The 21314-nt window shown below is 63.9% G+C and carries 24 protein-coding genes, 1 other RNA gene and 3 pseudogenes; 5 read left to right on the forward strand and 23 right to left on the reverse strand.

The features are described 5' to 3' along the window. The 6 genes from ACN0X6_RS24225 to ACN0X6_RS24250 form a co-directional block, all read right to left on the reverse strand. The coding region (locus ACN0X6_RS24225; protein ID WP_417707863.1) for an aminotransferase class III-fold pyridoxal phosphate-dependent enzyme at positions 1 to 587 on the reverse strand (587 nt) is incomplete at its 3' end. Positions 588 to 610: 23 nt separating this feature from the next. Continuing rightward, positions 611 to 1957 (reverse strand): glutamine synthetase family protein, encoded by a 1347-nt coding sequence (locus ACN0X6_RS24230; RefSeq protein WP_417707865.1) that lies wholly within the window; start codon positions 1955 to 1957, stop codon positions 611 to 613. Positions 1958 to 1985: 28 nt separating this feature from the next. Next, entirely contained in the window at positions 1986 to 2543 is a 558-nt protein-coding gene (locus ACN0X6_RS24235) for a helix-turn-helix domain-containing protein (RefSeq protein ID WP_417707866.1), read from the reverse strand. 16 nt (positions 2544 to 2559) lie between these two features. After that, positions 2560 to 3849, reverse strand: coding sequence for an NAD(P)/FAD-dependent oxidoreductase (locus ACN0X6_RS24240; RefSeq protein WP_417707868.1), 1290 nt, complete (start codon positions 3847 to 3849; stop codon positions 2560 to 2562). Between the two features lie 78 nt (positions 3850 to 3927). Beyond that, positions 3928 to 4227, reverse strand: coding sequence for an antibiotic biosynthesis monooxygenase (locus ACN0X6_RS24245; RefSeq protein ID WP_417707870.1), 300 nt, complete (start codon positions 4225 to 4227; stop codon positions 3928 to 3930). 20 nt (positions 4228 to 4247) lie between these two features. Then, positions 4248 to 4394, reverse strand: coding sequence for a hypothetical protein (locus tag ACN0X6_RS24250; RefSeq protein ID WP_017677236.1), 147 nt, complete (start codon positions 4392 to 4394; stop codon positions 4248 to 4250). Positions 4395 to 4723: 329 nt separating this feature from the next. Between ACN0X6_RS24250 and ACN0X6_RS24255 the strand changes: the two genes are divergently transcribed. After that, complete coding sequence (locus tag ACN0X6_RS24255) at positions 4724 to 5671, forward strand: AraC family transcriptional regulator N-terminal domain-containing protein (protein WP_417707872.1); 948 nt, start codon at positions 4724 to 4726, stop codon at positions 5669 to 5671. Between the two features lie 103 nt (positions 5672 to 5774). On the opposite strand, the gene ACN0X6_RS24260 is transcribed toward ACN0X6_RS24255, so the two are convergent. The 7 genes and pseudogenes from ACN0X6_RS24260 to dnaX all read right to left on the reverse strand — a co-directional run bounded on the left by ACN0X6_RS24260 (position 5775) and on the right by dnaX (position 11151). Beyond that, the gene (locus ACN0X6_RS24260; protein ID WP_417707894.1) at positions 5775 to 5912 is read right to left on the reverse strand and encodes an acyl-CoA dehydrogenase family protein; all 138 of its coding nucleotides are present in this window, start codon (positions 5910 to 5912) and stop codon (positions 5775 to 5777) included. Then, a pseudogene (locus tag ACN0X6_RS24265) lies at positions 5906 to 6013 on the reverse strand (acyl-CoA dehydrogenase family protein); the annotation flags it as partial. The pseudogene ACN0X6_RS24265 and the gene ACN0X6_RS24260, both read right to left, overlap by 7 nt. A gap of 23 nt (positions 6014 to 6036) precedes the next feature. Beyond that, a complete protein-coding gene (locus tag ACN0X6_RS24270) occupies positions 6037 to 7185 on the reverse strand; it encodes an acyl-CoA dehydrogenase family protein (protein ID WP_417707874.1) in 1149 nt (382 codons plus the stop codon). Between the two features lie 66 nt (positions 7186 to 7251). Then, a complete protein-coding gene (locus tag ACN0X6_RS24275; RefSeq protein ID WP_417707896.1) occupies positions 7252 to 7830 on the reverse strand; it encodes a DUF4157 domain-containing protein in 579 nt (192 codons plus the stop codon). 30 nt (positions 7831 to 7860) lie between these two features. Next, positions 7861 to 8460 (reverse strand): recombination mediator RecR, encoded by a 600-nt coding sequence (gene recR / locus ACN0X6_RS24280; protein ID WP_417707875.1) that lies wholly within the window; start codon positions 8458 to 8460, stop codon positions 7861 to 7863. 253 nt (positions 8461 to 8713) lie between these two features. After that, positions 8714 to 9040 carry a YbaB/EbfC family nucleoid-associated protein gene (locus ACN0X6_RS24285; RefSeq protein ID WP_003460931.1) on the reverse strand — a complete coding sequence of 109 codons (327 nt, stop codon included), beginning with the start codon at positions 9038 to 9040 and terminating at the stop codon, positions 8714 to 8716. Positions 9041 to 9063: 23 nt separating this feature from the next. Beyond that, positions 9064 to 11151, reverse strand: coding sequence for a DNA polymerase III subunit gamma/tau (gene dnaX, locus ACN0X6_RS24290; RefSeq protein ID WP_417707878.1), 2088 nt, complete (start codon positions 11149 to 11151; stop codon positions 9064 to 9066). Positions 11152 to 11614: 463 nt separating this feature from the next. On the opposite strand from dnaX, the gene ACN0X6_RS24295 reads away from it, so the two are divergent. Together ACN0X6_RS24295 and ACN0X6_RS24300 are read left to right on the forward strand one after the other, a co-directional pair. After that, positions 11615 to 11836: a hypothetical protein gene (locus ACN0X6_RS24295; RefSeq protein WP_037004057.1), complete on the forward strand. Its 222-nt coding sequence runs from the start codon at positions 11615 to 11617 to the stop codon at positions 11834 to 11836. A gap of 53 nt (positions 11837 to 11889) precedes the next feature. Further along, positions 11890 to 12177 carry a DUF3509 domain-containing protein gene (locus ACN0X6_RS24300; RefSeq protein WP_417707880.1) on the forward strand — a complete coding sequence of 96 codons (288 nt, stop codon included), beginning with the start codon at positions 11890 to 11892 and terminating at the stop codon, positions 12175 to 12177. 124 nt (positions 12178 to 12301) lie between these two features. Here ACN0X6_RS24300 and ffs read toward each other — a convergent pair. From ffs to ACN0X6_RS24315, 3 genes and pseudogenes are all read right to left on the reverse strand, one after another. Then, an RNA gene (ffs, locus tag ACN0X6_RS24305) (signal recognition particle sRNA small type) lies at positions 12302 to 12398 on the reverse strand. 104 nt (positions 12399 to 12502) lie between these two features. Further along, the gene (locus tag ACN0X6_RS24310) at positions 12503 to 13282 is read right to left on the reverse strand and encodes a methyl-accepting chemotaxis protein (RefSeq protein WP_370604793.1); all 780 of its coding nucleotides are present in this window, start codon (positions 13280 to 13282) and stop codon (positions 12503 to 12505) included. 78 nt (positions 13283 to 13360) lie between these two features. Next, positions 13361 to 14137: pseudogene (locus tag ACN0X6_RS24315) on the reverse strand (MCP four helix bundle domain-containing protein); the annotation flags it as partial. Positions 14138 to 14583: 446 nt separating this feature from the next. Here ACN0X6_RS24315 and ACN0X6_RS24320 point away from each other — a divergent pair. Next, positions 14584 to 14862 carry an HU family DNA-binding protein gene (locus ACN0X6_RS24320; protein WP_072424786.1) on the forward strand — a complete coding sequence of 93 codons (279 nt, stop codon included), beginning with the start codon at positions 14584 to 14586 and terminating at the stop codon, positions 14860 to 14862. 45 nt (positions 14863 to 14907) lie between these two features. Here ACN0X6_RS24320 and ACN0X6_RS24325 read toward each other — a convergent pair whose 3' ends face one another. The 7 genes from ACN0X6_RS24325 to arcD all read right to left on the reverse strand — a co-directional run bounded on the left by ACN0X6_RS24325 (position 14908) and on the right by arcD (position 20929). Then, positions 14908 to 15201 (reverse strand): copper-binding protein, encoded by a 294-nt coding sequence (locus tag ACN0X6_RS24325; RefSeq protein WP_417707883.1) that lies wholly within the window; start codon positions 15199 to 15201, stop codon positions 14908 to 14910. Positions 15202 to 15220: 19 nt separating this feature from the next. Continuing rightward, positions 15221 to 15718 (reverse strand): cupredoxin domain-containing protein, encoded by a 498-nt coding sequence (locus tag ACN0X6_RS24330; RefSeq protein ID WP_417707885.1) that lies wholly within the window; start codon positions 15716 to 15718, stop codon positions 15221 to 15223. Between the two features lie 117 nt (positions 15719 to 15835). After that, positions 15836 to 17248: a multicopper oxidase family protein gene (locus tag ACN0X6_RS24335; RefSeq protein WP_417707886.1), complete on the reverse strand. Its 1413-nt coding sequence runs from the start codon at positions 17246 to 17248 to the stop codon at positions 15836 to 15838. A 15-nt stretch (positions 17249 to 17263) separates the two neighbouring features. Continuing rightward, on the reverse strand, positions 17264 to 18658 hold the full coding sequence (locus ACN0X6_RS24340) for a TolC family protein (protein ID WP_417707888.1): 1395 nt from the start codon (positions 18656 to 18658) through the stop codon (positions 17264 to 17266). Next, a complete protein-coding gene (locus ACN0X6_RS24345) occupies positions 18645 to 18938 on the reverse strand; it encodes a hypothetical protein (protein WP_417707890.1) in 294 nt (97 codons plus the stop codon). The genes ACN0X6_RS24340 and ACN0X6_RS24345 overlap by 14 nt, the downstream gene beginning before the upstream one ends. Before the next feature lie 90 nt (positions 18939 to 19028). Continuing rightward, positions 19029 to 19433, reverse strand: a complete 405-nt coding sequence (locus ACN0X6_RS24350) for a hypothetical protein (protein WP_417707891.1) — start codon at positions 19431 to 19433, stop codon at positions 19029 to 19031. A gap of 68 nt (positions 19434 to 19501) precedes the next feature. Further along, complete coding sequence (gene arcD, locus ACN0X6_RS24355) at positions 19502 to 20929, reverse strand: arginine-ornithine antiporter (RefSeq protein ID WP_417707892.1); 1428 nt, start codon at positions 20927 to 20929, stop codon at positions 19502 to 19504. A 204-nt stretch (positions 20930 to 21133) separates the two neighbouring features. On the opposite strand from arcD, the pseudogene ACN0X6_RS24360 reads away from it, so the two are divergent. Next, positions 21134 to 21314 (forward strand): annotated as a pseudogene (locus ACN0X6_RS24360) (hydrolase); the annotation flags it as partial.

Below are 21314 nucleotides of genomic sequence, written 5' to 3' on the forward strand. Positions count from 1 at the left end.
CCACCCTCACCGAACCAGTACGGCTGCGGGATATGCGCGATGCCCGGGATCGGCAGGTCGCCCTGCTCGTGCATGAATTTCATGCCGCCGAGGCTGGCACCGGCCACGGTGGAGCCGTGGTAGCCGTTGTCGCGACCGATGATGATCTTCTTGTTTGGCTGGCCCTTGCACGCCCAGTAGTGGCGCACCAGGCGCAGCATGGTGTCGTTGCCCTCCGAGCCCGAACCGGTGAAGAACACGTGATTCATGCCGGCCGGCGCCAGCTGGGAGATGGCATGGGCCAGCTCCAGCACCGGCGGATGGGCGGTCTGGAAGAAGGTGTTGTAGAACGGCAATTGACGCATCTGCGCGCTGGCGGCTTCGACCAGTTCCTCGCGGCCATAGCCGACGGCCACGCACCACAGACCGGCCATGCCATCGAGGATCTTGTTGCCCTCGCTGTCCCACAGGTGCACACCCTTTGCTTCAGTGATGATGCGCGGGCCCTTCTCGGCCAGTTGCTTGTAATCACTGAACGGCGCCAGGTGGTGGGCCTGGCTGAGGGCTTGCCAGTGGGCGGTCTTGGGGTTGTTCACGGCGTTATTCATGGCGCCTCCTTCTATCCGTGACATCACAGGTACCAGCGGTATTCGCGCGGGCTGATGTCGTGCATGAAGGCCAGGTGATCCTGGCGTTTGTTCTCGCAATAGACCATGACGAACTCGCTGCCGAGACCAGCGGCGACACGCTCGCTGGCCTGCATGCGGCGCACAGCGTCGAGCATGTCCTTGGGAAAGTCGACGCCGCTTTCGCGGTCGTCATTGAGGGGTGCGATGGGCTCGACCTTGGCGTCGAGGCCATGCTCGATACTGGTCAGCAATGCCGCCAGCACCAGATAGGGGTTGGCATCGGCGCCCGGCAGACGGAACTCCAGACGCAGGTTGCGCGCATCCGACTCGGGGATGCGTACGCAGGCGTCACGGTCCTCGAAACCCCAACTGGCCTTGCTCGCCGAGTTCACCTGGGCGCCGAAGCGGCGGTAGCTGTTGTGGTTCGGCGCATAGATCGGCATCAGCTCCGGCAGCAGTTCCAGGCAACCGGCCACGGCATGCCGCAGCGGGCGCTGCTCGTCACGCGCCAGCAGGTTGTCACCGGCTTCGTCGTAGAGGCTGACGTGGATGTGCATGCCACTGCCCGGATACTGCAGGTACGGTTTGGCCATGAAGCTGGCGCGATGGCCGTATTTGAGCGCCACGCCACGGGTCAGCCGACAGAACAGCGCCGACCAGTCGGCCGCCTGCAGCGGGTCGCTGTTGTGGCTGAAGTTGATCTCGAACTGCCCCGGGCCGATCTCGGCGGTGATCACCGTGGTGTCGATGCCCTGCAGGCGCGCGGTCTCGGTGATGTCGTCGAGCACGTCGGAAAAACGCGACAGCCGTTCGATGTGCATGTTCGGCTGGTCGTCGGCATCGCCGCTCAGATCATCGCGCGGGTACTGCGGCAAGCCATCCTTGAGCGACTTGTCGAACAGATAAAACTCCAACTCGAAGGCCACCACCGGACGAATGCCACGCGCGGCCAGGCGCCGCACAACGCGCGCCAGCACCTCGCGCGGTTCGAACTCGATGGGCGCGTCGGTACCGTCGGAGCTGATCAGCATCTGCCCGAGCGGCTGACGCTCCCAGTTCACCAGCTTGAGCGTGCCGGGAATCAGGCGCCGTGGCGCGTCCGGGTCGCCGTCATGGAAGCAGTAGTCGCCGATCTCGTAGAGACCGCCCTGGGCACCGAGCAGCACGCAGTTCTGCGGCAGCTTAAGGGCGCTGCCGGCAGCGACCTTTTCCAGCATCTCGATGGGGTAGCGCTTGCCATAGAAATGTCCGGGAATATCCAGGCAGATCAGGTCGACGAAGCGCACCTCTGGGTGGGCCTGGCGGAATTGGCGGACTTCGTCGAGCAGCTCGACTCGGGTGACGTTCATTGGAGTTATGTCCGGTTCACGGGAAGGGTCAGGTGTAGATCCACAGCACTCGCGCTGGCGTTTCGCCCTGGTTGGCGTAGCGCAAACGCGCGTAGCTCGGGACCTGGAAGGCATCGCCGGGATACAGCGTGGCACTTTCTTCGTCTTCGCCCAGCCATAGCGTCAGCTGGCCGTCGAGTACGTAGCCAGCCTGTTCCGAGCGGTCGCTCATCTGCCGCTCGCCACTGCTGGCAGCGGGTTCGAGCAGGCTCTCGACCACCATGAAAGCGCCCTGCAAGGTCGGCGAAGCCATGATGTCGGTGATACCGCCGGCCAGGTACAGGGTGCGGCGCTCGTCCGGGCGCGTGACCCAGTCCAGCGCCTTGGGCTTGGGCAGACTGTAGAAATAGGTGGTGGGCACGTCGAGCGCCTCACTGATGGCGGTCAGGTCCTCGACCGTCGGACGCGACAGGCCGCGCTCGACCTGCGAGACAAAGCCCACGGAACGACCGATTCGCTCGGCCAGCTCGTTGAGGGTGACCTTCTTGTGCTTGCGCAGGTCGTGGATGAGCACGGCCAGGGCCGCCATTTCCAGATTCTTGTCCATGTCAGGGCTGTCCATTTCAGAAGCTGTCTCTGAGTCGATACCAGGCTTTGCCGATGGCCTCGAGCGGCGCCGCCAGACGCTCGCCGAACGGGAATTCGGGGTTGCGCAGTTGCCGGTACAACGCCAGTTCGTCGTCATCACCGAGGACGGCATCGCTGACCGCCCGCGCCGCCGCCAGGGTCGGCAGCACACCGTGACCGGAGAAACCCTGCAGCCAGTAACGGCCGTTCTCGCCGCCAACGTCCGGGGTGCGGGCACGGGTCACGTCGATATGACCGCCCCAGGCGAAGTCGATGGCCACGCCTGACAACTGCGGGAATACGCGCTCGAGGGACGGCCGAGTGGCGGCCGCCATGTCCTTTGGCAAGCCACCCAGGTAGGTGCAACCACCGCCGAACAGCAGGCGGTGATCCGGGGTGCGGCGAAAATAATCGAGGACGAACTGGTTGTCGGTAACGCAGGCATTGCGCGGCAGCAACGCCTCGGCGCGCTCGGCGCCCAGCGGCTCGGTGGCGATCTGGTAAGTGCCGACCGGCAGGATGCGCCTGGCCAGTCGCGGCTCCAGATCGTCGATATAGGTGTTGCAGGCCAGCACCAGGTTGTCGGCCTGCACACTGCCCTGCCCGGTACGCACGCGGTAGCCGTCGCCCTGCACATCCTGGCTCAGCGCGCGGCTCTGCTCGAAGATCTGCCCACCGGCACGGATGAAGGCCTCGGCCAGACCGAGCGCCAGCTTGAGCGGGTTGAGGTGCCCAGCCTCGGGGTCATAGAGGCCGGCGCGGTAACGCTCGCTGGCGACCCATTGCGGCATCTGCTCACGCGACACGAACTGCAGCGCGCGGTGCCCCCATTTACGGGCGGCCTCCTCCTGCCACTCATGCAGCAATGCCACACGCCGGGGCAGCACCGCCGTCCACAAATGACCACGGCGGTAATCGCAGTCGAAGCCATGCCGCTGGGGCAGTTCACGCAGCTCGTGGGCTGCCCAGCTCATGCCATCCCACAGACGGCGAGCGCGCTCGATGCCCAGCGCCTTTTCCAGCGGCGGCATGTCGCAGGACCAGCCCAGAATCGCCTGCCCGCCGTTGCGTCCAGAGGCCGCCCAGGCCACACGACTGGCCTCCAGCAGAATGACCCTGCGTCCCGCTTCGGCCAGGCGCAAGGCGGTGTGCAGGCCACTGAAACCGGCGCCGACCACCAGCACATCACACTGCAAGTCACCTTGCAGGGCCGGATAGTGCGTCAGTCGATCCTTGCAGCTATGGGCGTAATAGCTGTCGACGTGCTCACTGGCATGACGAAACATAGACGACTCATGAAATTCAAGATAATTAATTTCATGAAAATCTATAGAGATAATTTCACAAAGGCAAGCCTGAGCGGCTCAGGCGACTTGCTGCTGCAACTCCAGGCCGCATTCGAGATGAGTGAACAGCCCTTCGTCTATCGCCCGGGCCACGACCCGGCGCAGGCCTTCGCTGCCGAGAAAAGCGTCGCGTGCCGCTGCCGAGCGCCACTGCCCTTCTACTTGCCAGATCAACGGATCACTGCGCAGAGAGAACACGAGCAGGCGTTCGCACCCTGGGATATCTCGGCCGACCTCATGTAACCGCGCCAGGCACTGCCCCAACCGGTCTGAACGGTCGTGGCGGGCGCGAACGGTCATACGGTGAATGATGCTCATGGCAACCTCCTGGAGTTGAATCAATACATACCGGCAGCGTTTCGCTGCAAAACATGGGGCGCTGCGTCCGGCTCTGCAAAAGCCGCTTCGCCAACGGCTCGTGAGTCGAGCCAGGCAGTGGCGAGCAACAACAGGGTCAGCGGCGCGATCAACCATTTGCTGGACATGGCTCGCTCCTCTAATGACGGCTATGGGCACCGCTTAGCGGGTGATGTCGCTACTGCATGCGTTCGAGCCAGCGCAGAGGCACCGCTCGATGGCGACAAAGATCAGGCAGAAAGTCATCGGGGCGTTAGTCGATTACTGGTGAATTCTTGCCTAAACCTGCAATTCAGGAAATTGCATCAGCGCGGTGCACAGAGCCGAAGCACTCCTTGAAATACTCTGTATCACTGGCTATTTGCCCATTACTGGCAAATATTTGCCTAATCCTGCCGCCCCTCATGACTTGCCTGAAAAACCTGGCTAGGCTTCGCTGACTTTCCGGAGGCGCGCCATGCATTCACCCATTCATACCGCCACAACTCTCGACACCCCACTTGCCGAGCTGAGCCACGAAATGGCGCGTCTGGTCGAGCGCTTCGTCCCCGAGGATGGCTTACACCTCACCGCCATCCCCGGCCTGAAACTGGCGCGCGCCACAACACCCAGCCTGCCGATGCAGACGGTCTACGACCCGTGCCTGTGCATCATCGCCCAGGGCCGCAAGGAGATTCGTCTGGGTGACGAACTCTATGTTTATGATCCGTTGAATTACCTGGTGGCATCGGTGGTATTGCCAGTCACCGGCCGAGTGATCGAAGCCAGCCAGGAGGCGCCGTACCTGAGTCTCGCACTGGAGATAGATCCAGCATTGATCAGCAGCTTGATCACCGAGATGCCGCCCATTCCAGCTCCTGATGCCGCCTCGCAACGGGCGCTGTTTCTCGATCGTCTCGACCCGCGCCTGCTGGATGCGGTGATCCGTCTGCTGCGCCTGCTGGAAACCCCGCGCGATATCGCCATGCTGGCGCCATTGGCATTGCGCGAGATTTTCTATCGCATGCTGCTCAGTCCGCAGGGCCACCGCCTGCATGAAGTGGTCATCGCCGACAGCCAGAGCCAGCGCATCTCCCGCGCCATCGAGTGGCTGCGCAAGAACTTCGACCAGCCGCTGCGCATCGAGGAGCTGGCCCGAGAGGTGAACCTGAGCCCCTCGACCCTGCACCACAGATTCAAGGCCGTCACGGCATTCAGCCCGCTGCAGTACCAGAAGCAACTGCGTCTGCAGGAGGCTCGCCGCTTGATGCTGTGCGACAACCTGGAAGCGGCAGCGGCCAGCTACCGCGTTGGCTATGAAAGCCCATCGCAGTTCAGCCGCGAGTACAGCCGCCTGTTCGGCGATCCACCACAGCGCGACATCGCCCGCCTGCGTCAGGCCGCGCAGAATCAGGTCGCTTCCTGATAACCGCGCAGGACCATGCCCCCGTGGGAGGCGCTTCAGCGGCGAGCTTTTCCGCCCTTTTTGAGGATGATCGCGGCTAAAGCCCCTCCCACTGCGCGCCCGGCTACAACCCCATCTGCTTGGCGATGATCTCGTTCATGATCTCGCGGGTACCGCCGCCAATGGAGAGGATGCGGTTGTCGCGGTACAGGCGCTCGACCAGAGACTCGCGCCATCGAGGCCCGAATGCCGCCTCTACAATCCCATCTGCTTGGCGATGATCTCGTTCATGATCTCGCGGGTACCACCACCGATGGAGAGGATGCGATTGTCGCGGTATAGGCGCTCGACCAGAGACTCGCGCCATCGAGGCCCAGATGCCGCCCTTACAACCCCATCTGCTTCGCGATGATCTCGTTCATGATCTCGCGCGTACCGCCGCCAATGGAGAGGATGCGGTTGTCGCGGTACAAGCGCTCGACCAGGCTTTCGCGCATGTAACCCATGCCGCCCATGATCTGCACCGCATCATAGGTCAGACGGTCGGCGATATCGGTGGCGAAGTTCTTGGCCATGGAAATCTCCTTGATCACGCTCCTGCCGGCGGCCATCTGCGCAGCCTGGCGGTAGGTGAACTCGCGGGAGACCTCCAGCTGCGTGGCCATCTCGGCCAGGCGATGCTTGAGCACCTGGAACTTGCCTATCGGCTTGCCGAACGCCTGGCGTTCGCGTGCCCACTTCAGCGACTCCTCCAACGCCAGTTGCGCGGTCATGTTGGCCATGATCGCCAGGCTCAGACGCTCGCTCTGGAAGTTGGCCATGATGCAGGCGAAGCCGGCGTTCTCTGCACCGATCAGGTTCTCCACCGGCACCTTGCAGTCCTCGAAGAACAGCTCGGCGGTATCCGATGCCCACCAGCCCATCTTCTTCAGCTTGCGACCGACGCTGAAGCCCGGCGTGCCCTTCTCCACCAGCAGCAGGCTGACGCCGCCGAAACCCTCAGCGCCGGTACGCACGGCCACCGTGAAGTAATCGGCACGCACGCCGCTGGTGATGAAGGTCTTGCTGCCATTGATGCGGTAATGATCGCCGTCGCGTACGGCGCGGGTCTTGAGATTGGCCACGTCGGAGCCACCGCAAGGCTCGGTCACCGCCAGCGCCATGATCTTCTCACCAGCCAGCACCTGTGGCACCACACGCTCACGCACAGCCGGTCTGGCCCATTTGACGATGGGCGGCAAGCCGATATCCAGCGAGCCGAGCCCGGCTACCAGACCGCCGGAACCACAACGCATCAGCTCTTCGCTGGCCGCGACCTTGGCGAATACGTCGCCCTCATGACTGCCGCCGTACTGTTCGGGATAACCAATGCCAAGAATGCCCGCCGCGCCCGCCTTCAGATACAGCTCGCGAGGAAACGCCTCGGCCTCTTCCCATTCATCGATATGCGGCAGGATCTCGCGCTCGACGAAGCGCCGAACGGAGTCGCGAACCAACTGGTGAGAATCATCGAAATAGGACTGAGGGACGGCCATGCGGGTACTCCCGTTATTGTTTTGGCCACCCTAACCTAGCGCTTGCTTGGTTTTCAAGCGAGCGTTTCATTTCTGCTCGCGCAGCGCCTTTCTCACCCGCTCGCCCATCTCGTAGGCAGGCCCTTCCACCGACTGGAAATTGCGCGTGTAACGCTGGGCGAAGCCATCGCTACCCCACTCGCGGTATTGCTGTACATGCCAGAGTTCATGGGCCCAGAGCGCCGTATCCTGGGCGGCGGCCTCGGCGTCGCGCAACACCACCACGTCGACCAGCGTCACGGCCTGCACATCGGGGTTCTGCAGCATGACGGTGGCGGCGTCCATCTCGTCGGTGATGCCGACGCGAAAGCGCACTTCATCGAGCAACGCATCGTCGTAGAACGGCGCCAGCTGTGCACGGATCATCAAAGGGATGGGCTCGGTACCCGCTCGCAGTGCTGCCTGGCGAGAGTGCAGCAACCAGGCTTCGAGACGCGCCGCAGCCAGATTCAGGCCGTCCTCACGGACCCGCACGGGATCGGGCACGCACAAGCAGGAAGCGCCCAGACACACCTGCACCTGCCCGGCCGGGCATTGAGCCTGTGCGGCCAGAGGCGCGCCAAGCAGGAGCAACGGAGCAAGGAGGCGCAGCGTGTCGGCGATCACTGGCACTGCGAATCGAGAGGCTTCGACGGCTTACAGACTGATCGGGCGCCGGCCTGCCAAGGCATGGGCCAGGGTGCCGCCATCGACCAGTTCGAGCTCGCCACCGAGCGGCATGCCATGGGCAATACGCGAGGCGATCAGGCCTTTGCCGGCGAGTATCTGGGCGATGTAGTGCGCCGTGGCCTCGCCTTCCACCGTCGGATTGGTGGCCAGGATCACTTCGCTGAAAACACCGGCATCGATGCGCTCGAGCAGCGCAGGAATACCGATGGCCTCTGGCCCCAGACCATCGAGCGGTGACAGATGGCCCTTGAGCACGAAGTAGCGACCGCGAAAGCCGGTCTGCTCCACGGCATGCACGTCCATCGGACCTTCCACTACACACAGCAGGCTGTCGTCACGCCGCTCGTCCAGACACAGCTGGCAGATCTCGTCTTCGCTCAGGCTGCGGCAGCGCTTGCAATGCCCAACGCCTTCCATCGCCGCATTCAGTGCCTGCGCCAGACGCTGACCGCCACTGCGATCGCGCTCGAGCAAGTGCAGCGCCATGCGTTGTGCCGTTTTCTGTCCGACGCCGGGCAGGATGCGCAGGGAGTCGATCAACTGGCGAATCAGAGGGCTGAAACTCATGGCGTTCCTAAGGTTAGTAGCCCGGATGCAATCCGGGAGCACAGCTCACAGGTCATTCCCGGATTGCATCCGGGCTACAAATTTGAAGCCCGTCGCCGTCCTGCACATGCGATCAACACAATAAGAGTGGCGATCAGGCGACGTGCAGGGCAAGGCGCCGGTGGACGAGGAACCGCAGTGTGCTGGAGCACATGAGGATTCCGAGTTCGCCGGCAACGCCGCCATGTGCGTCGACTGGACGGCACGAGGCCTGTCAGAAGGGCATTTTGAAGCCGGGGGGGAGCTGCATCCCCGCAGTCATGCCGGACATCTTCTCCTGGCTGTTCTGCTCGACCTTGCGCACCGCGTCGTTGACGGCAGCAGCGATCAGGTCTTCGAGCACTTCCTTGTCTTCCTGCATCAGGCTGTCATCCAGGGTGATGCGCTTGACGTCGTGACGACCGGTCATCACCACGCTGACCAGGCCGGCGCCAGACTGGCCGGTGACTTCGGCGTTGGCCAGCTCTTCCTGCATCTTCTGCATCTTTTCCTGCATTTGCTGAGCCTGCTTCATCAGGCCTGCCATGCCACCTTTCATCATGTCGGTATCCTCGGTGTTCAGAATTAACTGGGGGTATCGATAGGTTCGATGCTGTCGTCGCGCACCTTGGCGGCGAACTGCTGAATCATCTGCTGCACCAGCGGGTCGGCATGGATCGATGCCTCGGCACTGCGCTGGCGGTCGGCGCGGCGCCGGGCTGCGGCCTGCGCCGGGGTTTCCTGCTCGGGCTTGCACAGCTCGATGCGCAGTTTGATGCTGCGCCCCTGCTGCTGGTTCAGCGCATCATTGAGTCGACGCTGCTGAGTCGGGTTGAACAGCGCGCTGTGCGCCGGGTCCAGGTGCAGCAGCCAGTCATCGCCATTGGCTTCGATCAGGGTGCAGTTGGCAGCGATGCTGCCCGTCATGCCGCCCAGGCCAAGCTGCGGGAACAGTGACAGCCATTCTGCCGCCAGCCCTGTAGCCGGCTTGGCGGCCGGCAACGGTTCTTCAACCACGGGCGTCGCGGTTTCGGCCTGGCCGAAATCGTAATCGAGGGTTTCGGCGTCCATTTCGACGTAGTCGTAGTCGCCGAGCGGCGGCTCGTCTTCACCGCCCTCAACATCGGCTACTGGCTGCGCGATCTCATTCGCTGCGGGCACTTCGACCGCAGCGACTTGCACGGCTGCTGACTCTGCGGGTTTCACCTCTGGCTCTGCCAGAGCGACAGACTGAGCAGGCTCAGCCACAGGCTCGGATGCCTGGGCAGTCTCCCAAGGTACATCAACCACAGGAGCAGCAGGCTCGGGCTCGGCGGGCAGGTCAGCCGCCGGCGCCGGCGCGACAGGCGCTTCAACAGGCTGAACCGGCTCACTCACGACAGGCGCGACACTCGTGGCCGGCACAACAGGACTCGGCTCGACCGCCGCCGTCACGACAGGAGCCTGTGCGACGGGAGCGATGACAGGCGCTGGAGCGGAAACCACGGGAGCCGGCATAGCGGTGCCGGCCACTGGGTCTTGATGGGGATCAGCAGTGGCCTGGCTGATCCCCAAGGGCTTTAGCGTGACCCTGGGCGCGTCATCGGCGCCTGCCGGGCGGAAGGCCAGCATGCGCAGCAGCACCATCTCGAAGCCGCCGCGCGGTTCAGGTGCCAAGGGTAGATCGCGACGGCCGATCAAGCCCATCTGATAGTAGAACTGCACGTCTTCGGCCGGCAGCGCCTGGGCCAGTTGCAGCACGCGCTCGCGGTCGCCCTGACCGTTGTCGACGGCCTCCGGCAACGCCTGGGCAATCGCAACGCGATGCAGAACGTTGAGCATCTCCGACAGCACGCCATTCCAGTCCGGCCCCTGCTCGGCGAGATGACGCACCGCCTCGATCAGCGCCCGGGCATCGCCCTCGATCAGCGCATGCAGCACACCGTAGACCTGACCGTGATCGAGGGTGCCGAGCATGGCGCGCACGTCGGCCGCCAACACCTTGCCCTCGCCGAAGGCAATCGCCTGGTCGGTCAGGCTCATGGCGTCGCGCATCGAACCATCGGCAGCACGACCGAGCAGCCACAGGGCGTCGTCCTCGAACGGCACGTTCTCGGCAGTCAATACATGGGTCAGGTGCTCGACCACGCGCTCCGGCGGCATGTTCTTCAGCGAGAACTGCAGGCAGCGCGACAGCACGGTGACCGGCAACTTCTGCGGGTCGGTGGTGGCGAGCAGGAATTTGACGTGGGGCGGCGGCTCCTCCAGGGTCTTCAACAGGGCGTTGAAGGAGCTGGTGGAGAGCATGTGCACTTCGTCGATCAGGTAGACCTTGAAGCGGCCGCGACTTGGCGAGTACTGCACATTATCGAGCAGCTCACGGGTGTCTTCGACCTTGGTGCGGCTGGCGGCGTCCACTTCGATCAGGTCGACGAAACGACCCTCATCGATTTCCCGACAGACCGAGCAGGTGCCACAAGGGGTAGAGCTGATGCCGGTTTCGCAGTTCAGGCACTTGGCGATGATCCGCGCAATGGTGGTCTTGCCCACCCCACGCGTGCCGGTGAACAGGTAAGCATGGTGCAGGCGCTGGCTGTCCAGGGCGTTGATCAGAGCCTTGAGCACATGCGTCTGGCCGACCATTTCGCGGAACGAGCGCGGACGCCATTTACGTGCAAGAACCTGATAACTCATGGAAAACCGTCATATGAGGAAAGCAAAAGAGGGCTAATCCTAGCCGAGCAACCGGCAAATTGCATCCGCCACCGGCATGCGCGAGGCAGCATCGTCCTGACGTGAGAAATAACACTGGTCATTTCTTGCACAAGGCATTATCATCCGCGCCGTTCGTACCACGCTGTAAGTCAATAAGGCCTCGCGCCCCCTCGCTGGTTTCCCGGTTCAACGTCTAGCGCATCCCTGCGCTGCCGCCCTCCCCGATCCCATCTGCTGACTGATCAGGCCGACTCGCCGTTTATCGGCGCAGTTCCTCTGCCTGCCTCCGACGTACCGACCACGCCGAAGAACCGTAACATTGGAACTTTATCGTGCTAATCAAGCTCCGATCGGTTGACATGCTATGGCCGCTTTTCGGCCAACCACATGGAGCTACACCACGCGCAACGAAGCGCACATGCTTTAAGGAATACCCAGAAAAATGAATGCTCAACATCAAATTCAGAAAGCCATCAGCACGCTGACTCACGCCTTCGCTCCGTTCGATTGCCGCATCCTGGCAACGCGCAAGGGCAGCTTCAGCTTTACCCTGGTCGACAAGACCGGTATCGCCCAGTACAGCCAGCGTCTTTACCCAGGCCAGTACAGCGACGAGTCGCTGCAACAGGTGATCGAGCGTACCCGCCAGTCGCTCACCGCCTGAACTTAGTCGTCATCCTGAGGTCGAAGGTGACCAACCTCAGGATGGAGTAGGACATGGAACTCACCAACCAACAGCTCGTCGATCACCTGTTCAATCCGTTGCGTGCCAGCTTCAGCTCACCACGACCGGACGGCAGCATCATCCTCGCCTTGCTCGACGAGAGCGACAGCACCGTCTACAGCCGCGTCCTGGCCAAGCCACAGATCAGCGACCAGAATGCCTTCGCCCAGAGCCTGGAAGAAATCCGCCTGGAACTGGCCGTACGCGCCGGCAACATACCCGCCGACCTGCGCAAGACGCTCAAGGAACAGGACAGCGTGCTGAATTACCGCATCGCCTGAGCCTGCAAACACCCAAAGCCCGCGCCCAAAGCGCGGGCTTTTTAGTGCGCACAGCAAAAAGCCGCCAGATGGGCGCTGAAGATTGAGACAAGGGAGAGGCGACAGCCTGGAAACTGGAGGTGGACCCCACCAGCCACACCCCGGCACACGATGTTCCCGCTGTGGCTGCTCCCTTCCGGGCCTGACCAGGTTAACGGGTAATCGTTGCGAGGGGACCGGCAGGGCCACCATAACGCGGCTCGCCATTGCGACGAGCCGCGCCATTGTAACGGCTAAACCCAAACTTACAACTGCTTCAAACACTTAGATAGGCGAGACACTCCCGTTATACTCGGAAGCGCCCCACCAACTGGGCTAGCCCGTGAGACAGCTCGGACAGATGCTGACTGGCCCGCGTGCTCTGTTCGGAGGTCTGCGCCGCTTCGTTGGAGAGGTCGCGAATGTCGCTGATATTGCGTGCGATTTCCTCGGTGACGCTGCTCTGCTCCTCGCAGGCGGTAGCGATCTGCGCGGCCATGTCGTTGATGCGCTGCACCGAGTCGCCGGTCACGCTCAAAGCCTGGTCCACACCGGCCGCCTGCTCCACGCTCTGCCGCGCCCGCGCACTGCCCGAATGCGTAGCCTTGACCGCGTTCTGCACACCCGCCTGCAGACGCTCGATCATCTGCTGAATGTCCTTGGTCGACTCCTGGGTACGCGCTGCCAGCGCCCGCACCTCATCGGCGACCACGGCAAAACCACGGCCCTGCTCACCCGCCCGCGCCGCCTCGATGGCCGCGTTGAGCGCCAGCAGGTTGGTCTGTTCGGCAATGCCCTTGATCACCGCCAGCACCGCACCGATGTTGGCGGTTTCCTGCTCCAGGGTCTGGATGGTGTCGGAGGCGCTCTCCACTTCCTGGGCCAGTTGACGGATCGAATGAATGGTCGCGCCGACCACCTGGGCCCCCTCGCGCGACTGCACTTCGGCATGCCGCGCTGCATCGGCGGCATTCTGCGCATTGCGCGCGACCTCATGCACTGCCACGCTCATTTCGGTGGCCGCCGTGCTGACCTGATCGACCGCCGCGTGCTCGCTGCTGATCAACCGATCATTGGCCGCCGCCATGCCAGCGAGACTCTGCGCCGAGTCAGCCACCTCACCCGTGACCCTTCCGACTTCCTTGATCAACGGCTGCAGTTTGTCGAGAAAGCGGTTGAAGGCATGACTGAGCTTGCCCAGCTCGTCCCTGGAGAGCACGTCCAGGCGCACCCGCAAGTCGCCATCACCGTCGGCGATCTGTTCGATGCGATAAAGCAGGTTATGCAGCGGGCGGGTCACCAACAGCGGGAAGCCCACCACCAGCACCAGGCACACCAGCAGGCCGCTGGCGATGATCAGTCCCTGCTGCCAGACCAGCGCTTCGCCGCGGGCAATGGCCTCGGTGCCAACGGCATTGGCGGCGTTGTCTTCCAACTCACCGAGTTTGTCGATGGCCGTGCGCGCCTCTTCGAACTGTGCCTCGCTGTCGGCGAAACTCAGCCGACTGGCTGCATCGGGGTCGCTGCTGGCCATTTCCAGTACGCGCAACGAGGTTGCCTTCCAACGGTCGAAGCCGCGGTCGAATTCCGCCACCAGCGCCAGCGCCTCGCTGCCGGGCTGCATGTCGGCGAACTTGTGCACGCGGTCGTAGGCCTGCTGCAGGTTCTCGGCGTGCGCTTTCTTGAGCGCGGCGACGTGTTCACCGGCCCCCTCATCGAGCAGGCTGCGCTCAGCGACGAAGGCCTGGTAAAGATCGCGGTCGGCGTTGAGCAGCAGGCTGATGGCCGGCAGATGGCGATTGGTCAACGTGGTACTGGATTCGGCGACCTGAGTGATGCCACGCACGCCCAAGGTTCCCATCGCGACCAGCAAGGCGGCCAAGAGCATAATGGGCAAGGCAATCTTCCAGCGGAACCCCAGATCGGCAAATGCGCGCAACATGATGGCACTCCAGCATTAGGCAAGTATCAGTAGCTTAGCCGAGCCTTGCCAGGTCGCCGTCAGACCGTGCAAAAATCCGGAAAAGCTCTGGCGCTGAGCTAAGCTCCTCCACTCCTGCTCGCGCCACTCGTCGCATCCCGCAGTTCGGCCATGATGAGCATTCCCGGGGCACGCACGCCCCCTCAGGAGCAGCCATGGCCAATTCACATGACGCCCGCCCACCCGACTCTCTGGGTGCGTGGCTACGCCATGCACCGCCATCAGCGGTCGGCTGCGTTTTTTGCTCGCACGCTGGAACCACCAGGATGGCTGCGACACTAAGCCCTATCGGCAGTGGCCGTTACGGCGCTGCCGTACCCCCCCTTTTATGTTAGCGTTCCCATGTTTTCGGCTGTGCAGCCCATGCCTGCAACACCGAACCTCTCACCTGCAAACGGAGTTACATCATGGCAATCACCAAAGACCAACTGATCAGCGACCTGGCCGAGGCCGTATCCCTGCCCAAAGCCACTGTCCGTACCCTGATCGATCAGCTGGGCGAAATTGTCGGCGACGCACTGGAGAACGACGGTGAGATCACCCTGCCAGGCATCGGCAAGCTCAAGGTAAGCGAGCGCCCGGCGCGCACCGGTCGTAACCCGCAGACCGGCAAGAGCATCGAAATCGCGGCCAAGAAAGTGGTCAAGCTGGTGCCTGCCAAGGCCCTGACCGACGGCCTGAACTGAGTGTTCGCCGGCCCAGGCGCAATGCCTGGGCCAGCTCGCCCCTGCTTATTTCATGACCTGCAACTCGGTGACGATGTAGCGATTGCCTTGTTGCTCCACCTGAAAACTCACCTTTTCTCCAACTGAAACCCCTTCCAGCAGTTCCGGTTTCTCGACCTCGAACACCATGGTCATCGGCGGCATGCCAATGCTGGCGATGGGGCCGTGACGCAGGGTGATCTTCTGCGTGGCGACGTCCACCTTGCGCACCTCGCCATGGCTCAGCGGCGCGGGGTCGGCGGCCTGCAACGGCAGGCTGAACAGGGCGGCCATGGCCGCGATCATCAGTTGCTTCTTCATGCGTTTTTCCTCTCGCAGGTCATTCGGCCAGCACGTGGATGGTGCCGACCATGCCAGCTTGGTAGTGGCCGGCGATCAGGCAGGCAAAATCGAATTCGCCTGCACGGTTGAAAGTCCAGATCATCTCGCCGACTTGACCCGGCGGCACATGCGCCATGTAGGGTTCGTCGTGTTCCATGCCGGGAAAGCGCAGCATCATCGCGGCGTGCTCGTCCAGCGTCTGGCGGGTGCCGATCACGAACTCGTGCAGCATCTGGCCGTCGTTGTGATGGACGAAGCGGATTGTCTCGCCCTGCCTGATCTGCAGATTGTCGGGGGTGAAGCGCATCTGGTCGGTCATGCGCATCTCGATGCTGCGGTCGACCTCGCTGGCGTCGCCGGCGATGCCCCAGGGCTTCTGCTCCCTGATCGTTGCTGCAGCGTGATGGCCCTCGTGCGCCTGGCTGTGGGCCAGCGCCGGAGCGGCGACCAGCAAGCCGACCAGGAGCATCAGGGGGGAAAGGGTTGTCTGTTTCATCTGCTTAGTCCTCGAATTGCGCTGGCAGCGCCTTTGACCAGACGCTGCGCCACGTCGCTCAGCGGCTAAAGCGCAATGCCGCCCAGCCGCTTCTGCGCACGCCATTTCCAACGTGCGTCAATGCCCGGCATGCCCGCCCGGCTTGCGCACCTGAACCTCCACCGGGGAGTCGAGCGGCTGCTCGAGCGGCATCGACTGGCCGCCGCCTTCGTGCGAGCGACTCGGACTGGTCAGTGCGCCCTTCCACTCATGGGCCACCGTGCCGGCCGGATGCCTGAACCAGCCGGGGTCGCGGTAATCGCCGACGGCCTGGTCCTTGCGCACCTTGAGCAGGGTGAACATGCCGCCCATTTCCACCGAACCGAAGGGGCCGTCGCCGGTCATCATCGGCACGGTGTTGTCCGGCAGCGGCATCTGCATCTCCGCCATGTCGGCCATGCCGCGCTCGCCCATCACCATGTAGTCCGGCACCAGCCTGGCGATCTTGCGGGTCATCTCGCGATGATCGACGCCGACCAGGGTCGGTACGTCGTGGCCCATGGCGTTCATGGTGTGATGGCTCTTGTGGCAGTGCAGCGCCCAGTCGCCCTCCTCGTCGGCGATGAACTCGAGCTGGCGCATCTGCCCAGCCGCCACGTCGGCGGTCACTTCCGGCCAGCGCGAACCGGCCGGGGTCGGCCCGCCATCGGTGCCGGTGACCTCGAACTCATGGCCGTGCAGATGGATCGGGTGGTTGGTCATGGTCAGGTTGCCGACGCGCAGGCGCACCCGCTCGCCCTGGCGCGCCACCAGCGGGTCGATACCGGGGAACACGCGGCTGTTGAAGGTCCACAGATTGAAGTCGAGCATCTGCATGATCTTCGGCGTGTAGGCGCCCGGCTCGATGTCGTAGGCACTGAGCAGGAAGCAGTAGTCGCGGTCCACCTCACTGATCAACGGGTGATGGTCCTTGGGATGGGTGACCCAGAAGCCCATCATGCCCATGGCCATCTGCACCATCTCGTCGGCGTGCGGGTGGTACATGAAGGTGCCGGGGCGGCGGGCGACGAACTCGTAAACGAAGGTCTTGCCCACCGGAATCGCCGGTTGGGTCAGGCCCGCCACGCCGTCCATGCCGTTGGGCAGACGCTGGCCATGCCAGTGGATGCTGGTGTGCTCGGGCAGCTTGTTGGTGACGAAGATACGCACCCGGTCACCCTCCACCACCTCGATGGTCGGCCCAGGCGACTGGCCGTTGTAGCCCCACAGATGGGCCTTGTAGCCAGGCGCCAGCTCGCGCACCACCGGTTCGGCGACCAGATGGAACTCCTTGACGCCGTTGTTCATGCGCCACGGCAGAGTCCAGCCGTTGAGGGTGACCACCGGGTTGTAGGGCCGCCCGCTGCCTGGCTGCAGCGGCGGCTGGGTGTCGGCGCTGGCCTGCAACACCGGCTCGGGCAGGGCCGCCAGGGATACCCGGCTGACCGCCGAGGTGGCTACAGCAGCGCCGATGGCGCTGGCCCCGAGAAAGAAATCGCGTCGTGAAACCATCAGGGAATTCCTTGTTCAGTGGCCGGCGGCCGGCTCGGCGGAAGCGCCAGGCGCCGCAGCGAGCGAGAGATTGGGGGCGCCCAGCAGGGCCATGTCGAGGTCGGCGCGGGCGAGCCAGAAATCGCGCTGCGCCTGCAGGTAGCCGTCCACCGCCTGCACCTGGCGGCGCGCATCGGCGAGCAGGTCGAAGGTGCTGATGAACATGCCGTTGTAGCGCAGCAGGTTTTCCTCGGCGATGCGCTGACGCAGCGGCAGCACCTCGGCGCGGTAGTGCTGCGCCAGCTCGAAGGCATTGCGATAGGCGTGATAGGCCTCGCGCACCTGCGAACGGGCATTGATCGCCGTCTCGGCCGCGCGGTTGAGCGCCTGGCGATACTGCGCCTCGGCCCGCGCCACCCTGGCGCCGCTCCAGTCGAACAGCGGCAGCTCGACGCTGATCTCGTAACCGCGCTGGGTCGGCTCCTCGTTGGAGCGATTGTTGACCACGCCCAGCTCCAGCACGTTGATGAACCGCGTGGTGCGGGTCAGGCCGAGGTTCTGCGCCAGCCTTTCGGCATCCACACGCACGGCCTGGATGTCCTGGCGCTGACTCATGGCCAGGCGCTCCACGTCCGGCAACCGGTCGGCGCTTTTCGGCAGCGTCGGCAGCCGCTCGGGCAGGCGATAGTCGAGTTGTTCGCCCCACAGGCCGAGCAGCCGGGTCAGTTGCTCGCGGCTGCCTACCCGTGCCTGTTCGGCCCGCAGCAGGCCGATGCCGGCCTCGGCGTAGAAGGTCTGCTGCTCGGCCTGCTGCAGTTTGCTGAAGTTACCTACCGCAGCCATTCGCCTTGCCAGCTCGGCACCGACCTCAGCGGCATCGAGCACCTGCCGTGCATAGACCAGGCTTTCCTCGGCAGCGACCGCCTCATACCAGGCCTTGCGCGTCTCGCTGGCCAACTCGAATACCGCCAGGCTGGTCTGCCGCTGCAGGTGCTCGAAGCGCCGGCCTTCCAGACGCGAGGTCAACGGCAGGGCGATCAACCGCGCCAGGTTCAGGTGCAGACCGCGCTCGTATTCGACCTCGCTGCCCTTTTCCAGGCGGCCGTAGGAGAAACCGGGGTTGGGCAGGCGCCCGGCCTGTACGCGCTCGGCCTCGCCGATGCCCAGTTCGTCGAAGGACGCCTGCAGGCCGCGATTATTGAGCAGCGCGAGCTGTACAGCAGCGTCCAGGCTCAGAGGTTCGGCCAGCAGCTCGATCACCCGCGCATCGATCTGCCCGCGCCCGGCCTCGTCGCGGGCCCACAGCAGCTGCTTGTCCAGTTGGCGCTCAGCGCTTTGTTGCACCGGATCGAAGCCGCCGTCCTGGCTGAAGCCGGCGCAGCCGGCCAACAACGCAGCGTAGAGCAGCACCAGGGGTTTAATGGTGGGCATGGCCACCTCCCTCGGCTGGCTCGCTACCCTGCTCGTCCAGCTGCTCCCAGCCTTCCATGCTGTAGGTGCGCCAGCCGCCGATACGGCCGACCAGGTCGTTGGCCGCGCGCCAGTCCTGCAACGGCTCGTCAGCCTGGGCGCGGTAGTCTTCGAGGGGTGAACGGTAATCCTGCGCCGGCACGACGGCGTTGGCGTCCAGCGGGTCGGGCTGGGCGGCTGGCAGGATGCCAGGCAGCGCCAGGCAGCGCCAGGGCGACTGAGCCCAGCAGCCATCCGGCAAGAGAATGCAGATTCATGATGTGTTCTCGCGTACGGCGGCCAGACGGCCGCGTGAGCTAAAGGCGCCGCAGAACGGCGCTACCTAGAGGGCTCAGGCGAGAGAACGACGCGGGGGGCGTTCAGGTGTGTCGGCCACGCCGACGATAAGGCGCTCGGGCCAGGTTGCAGCCGGCTCGACGGTTTGCAGGGCAGAGTCGTTCAGAAACGGCTGGCTGGGCGCGGCAACACCGACGCAGAAGGCGCACAGGGTGCACAGGCTGCCATCGGCGGGAACATCGCTGCTGGCCAGCGGGACGGCGTCCTGATGTGCGCCATGCGCGCTGTCGGCCGCCATGTCATGTCGCATGCCATGCTCGCCGTGCTGACTGGCGCTGATCTGCAGAGCGCCGCTGCGATGCACCTGCTCGCACAACTGCATGCCGAGCGCCGCCATGGCCTGTGCAGGCAGGGCCAGCATCAGTATCCAGATCAGGGCGGTACGCAGATTTTTGCGCATGGGATCGCGAGGCCAGAGTCAGAGGGCGATGGGCCGGATTATCCGCGCGCTGGTCGCTTTGTCCAGTCCTACAGCGACAGGTGACCGGCATACAGGCCAAAGCCGGCCAGCACGGCAGTCAGCAGCACGGCGGCGAATATCGGCCATTCGTAGCGGGTGAACAGCACCTGCCCCTGCTCGCGTTTGGCCTGGCGAAACAGCAGCGCCCCCGGCGCGTAGAGCAGCGCCGACAGCAGCAGGTACTTGACCCCGCCGGCATACAGCAGCCAGATCGCGTAGCCCACTGCCAGCAGGCCGATGGCCAGGTCCTTGCGGCGCAGCCCGGTCTGGCCTTCGTAGGTTTCGCCGCGCAGCGCCAGCAGCAGCGCATAGACCGCCGACCACAGGTAGGGCACCAGGATCATCGATGACGCCAGGTAAATCAACGACAGGTAGGTGCCCTGGGAAAACAGGGTGATCAGTAGAAACAGCTGGATCATGCCGTTGGTCAGCCACAGCGCGTTGACCGGCACCTGGTTGGCATTTTCCCCGCGCAGAAAGGCCGGCATGGTGCCGTCCCTGGCGCAGATGAAGAGAATCTCGGCGCACAGCAGCGCCCAGGACAGCAGCGCACCGAGCAGCGATATCGCCAGGCCGATGCTGATAAGCACCGCGCCCCAGCGCCCCACCACATGCTCCAGCACCCCGGCCATCGACGGGTTCTGCAGCGCCGCCAGCTCGGGCTGAGCCATCACCCCCAGCGACAGCAGATTGACCAGCATCAGCAGCGCTAGCACGCCGAGAAAACCGACCACCGTGGCCTTGCCCACATCGCGGCGGCGCTCGGCGCGCGATGAATAGACGCTGGCGCCCTCGATGCCGATGAACACGAACACGGTGACCAGCATCATGTTGCGCACCTGCTCCAGCACGCTGCCGAATTGCGCATTGCTGCGGCCCCAGATGTCGCGAGTGAAGATCTCGCGGTCGAAGGCCAGGCCAACGATGACGATGAACAGCAGGATCGGCACCAGTTTGGCGACCGTGGTCACCAGATTGATCAGCGCCGCTTCCCTGATACCGCGCAGCACCAGGGCATGCACGCACCACAGCAACACCGAGGCGCAGGCGATGGCCAGCGGCGTATTGCCCTGGCCGAAGGTCGGGAAGAAATAACCCAGGGTGGAGAACAGCAGGACGAAGTAACCGACATTGCCCAGCCAGGCGCTGATCCAGTAGCCCCAGGCCGAGGAAAAACCCATGTAGTCGCCGAGGCCGGTCTTGGCATAGACGTAAACCCCGCCATCGTGCTGCGGTTTGCGGTTGGCCAGGTTCTGGAACACGAAAGCCAGCGCCAGCATGCCCACAGCGGTGATGCCCCAGCCGATCAGCACCGCGCCGACATCGGCCCGCGCGGCGATGTTCTGCGGCAGCGAGAAGATCCCGCCGCCGACCATCGAGCCCACCACCAGCGCGGTCAACGATCCCAGGCCCAGTTTCCGGCTATTCCCTGTCATGCATACCCCCTGGCAGTCCCTGCACTCACTCTAGCAGCCCCCTTGCGGTGTGCCGGTCGGGAAAGCTCAGCACAGCCCGATACCAGAACCGCAGTTACATCCAATCCAGGCGACGACCGCTCTGCAATAGTCCTTTCGCCTACCCGACGGCAACGACCGGCGGGATGCGTGCATCGTCTACCGCCCCACCAACAGGTAACCGCTATGAGCAATCCAAAAACCGAAGTCCTGACCCCGCACAACAGCCAGTTGATCTTCATCGACCAACAGCCGCAGATGGCCTTCGGCGTACAGAGCATCGACCGGCAAACCCTGAAGAACAACACCGTGGGTCTGGCCAAGGCCGCCAAGATCTTCAACGTGCCGACCATCATCACCACGGTCG

This window comes from Pseudomonas sp., assembly GCF_048269965.1.
In the GTDB taxonomy this organism is placed as follows: domain Bacteria; phylum Pseudomonadota; class Gammaproteobacteria; order Pseudomonadales; family Pseudomonadaceae; genus Aquipseudomonas.

What these genes read in the sequence shown, in the direction of transcription:
- ACN0X6_RS24230 (WP_417707865.1), bottom strand. Translation starts at nt 1,957, where the DNA reads ATGAACGTCACCCGAGTCGAGCTGCTCGACGAAGTCCGCCAATTCCGC.
- ACN0X6_RS24235 (WP_417707866.1), bottom strand. Translation starts at nt 2,543, where the DNA reads ATGGACAAGAATCTGGAAATGGCGGCCCTGGCCGTGCTCATCCACGAC.
- ACN0X6_RS24240 (WP_417707868.1), bottom strand. Translation starts at nt 3,849, where the DNA reads ATGTTTCGTCATGCCAGTGAGCACGTCGACAGCTATTACGCCCATAGC.
- ACN0X6_RS24245 (WP_417707870.1), bottom strand. Translation starts at nt 4,227, where the DNA reads ATGAGCATCATTCACCGTATGACCGTTCGCGCCCGCCACGACCGTTCA.
- ACN0X6_RS24250 (WP_017677236.1), bottom strand. Translation starts at nt 4,394, where the DNA reads ATGTCCAGCAAATGGTTGATCGCGCCGCTGACCCTGTTGTTGCTCGCC.
- ACN0X6_RS24255 (WP_417707872.1), top strand. Translation starts at nt 4,724, where the DNA reads ATGCATTCACCCATTCATACCGCCACAACTCTCGACACCCCACTTGCC.
- ACN0X6_RS24270 (WP_417707874.1), bottom strand. Translation starts at nt 7,185, where the DNA reads ATGGCCGTCCCTCAGTCCTATTTCGATGATTCTCACCAGTTGGTTCGC.
- recR (WP_417707875.1), bottom strand. Translation starts at nt 8,460, where the DNA reads ATGAGTTTCAGCCCTCTGATTCGCCAGTTGATCGACTCCCTGCGCATC.
- ACN0X6_RS24285 (WP_003460931.1), bottom strand. Translation starts at nt 9,040, where the DNA reads ATGATGAAAGGTGGCATGGCAGGCCTGATGAAGCAGGCTCAGCAAATG.
- dnaX (WP_417707878.1), bottom strand. Translation starts at nt 11,151, where the DNA reads ATGAGTTATCAGGTTCTTGCACGTAAATGGCGTCCGCGCTCGTTCCGC.
- ACN0X6_RS24295 (WP_037004057.1), top strand. Translation starts at nt 11,615, where the DNA reads ATGAATGCTCAACATCAAATTCAGAAAGCCATCAGCACGCTGACTCAC.
- ACN0X6_RS24300 (WP_417707880.1), top strand. Translation starts at nt 11,890, where the DNA reads ATGGAACTCACCAACCAACAGCTCGTCGATCACCTGTTCAATCCGTTG.
- ACN0X6_RS24310 (WP_370604793.1), bottom strand. Translation starts at nt 13,282, where the DNA reads ATGGCGGCGGCCAATGATCGGTTGATCAGCAGCGAGCACGCGGCGGTC.
- ACN0X6_RS24320 (WP_072424786.1), top strand. Translation starts at nt 14,584, where the DNA reads ATGGCAATCACCAAAGACCAACTGATCAGCGACCTGGCCGAGGCCGTA.
- ACN0X6_RS24325 (WP_417707883.1), bottom strand. Translation starts at nt 15,201, where the DNA reads ATGAAGAAGCAACTGATGATCGCGGCCATGGCCGCCCTGTTCAGCCTG.
- ACN0X6_RS24330 (WP_417707885.1), bottom strand. Translation starts at nt 15,718, where the DNA reads ATGAAACAGACAACCCTTTCCCCCCTGATGCTCCTGGTCGGCTTGCTG.
- ACN0X6_RS24335 (WP_417707886.1), bottom strand. Translation starts at nt 17,248, where the DNA reads ATGGTTTCACGACGCGATTTCTTTCTCGGGGCCAGCGCCATCGGCGCT.
- ACN0X6_RS24340 (WP_417707888.1), bottom strand. Translation starts at nt 18,658, where the DNA reads ATGCCCACCATTAAACCCCTGGTGCTGCTCTACGCTGCGTTGTTGGCC.
- ACN0X6_RS24350 (WP_417707891.1), bottom strand. Translation starts at nt 19,433, where the DNA reads ATGCGCAAAAATCTGCGTACCGCCCTGATCTGGATACTGATGCTGGCC.
- arcD (WP_417707892.1), bottom strand. Translation starts at nt 20,929, where the DNA reads ATGACAGGGAATAGCCGGAAACTGGGCCTGGGATCGTTGACCGCGCTG.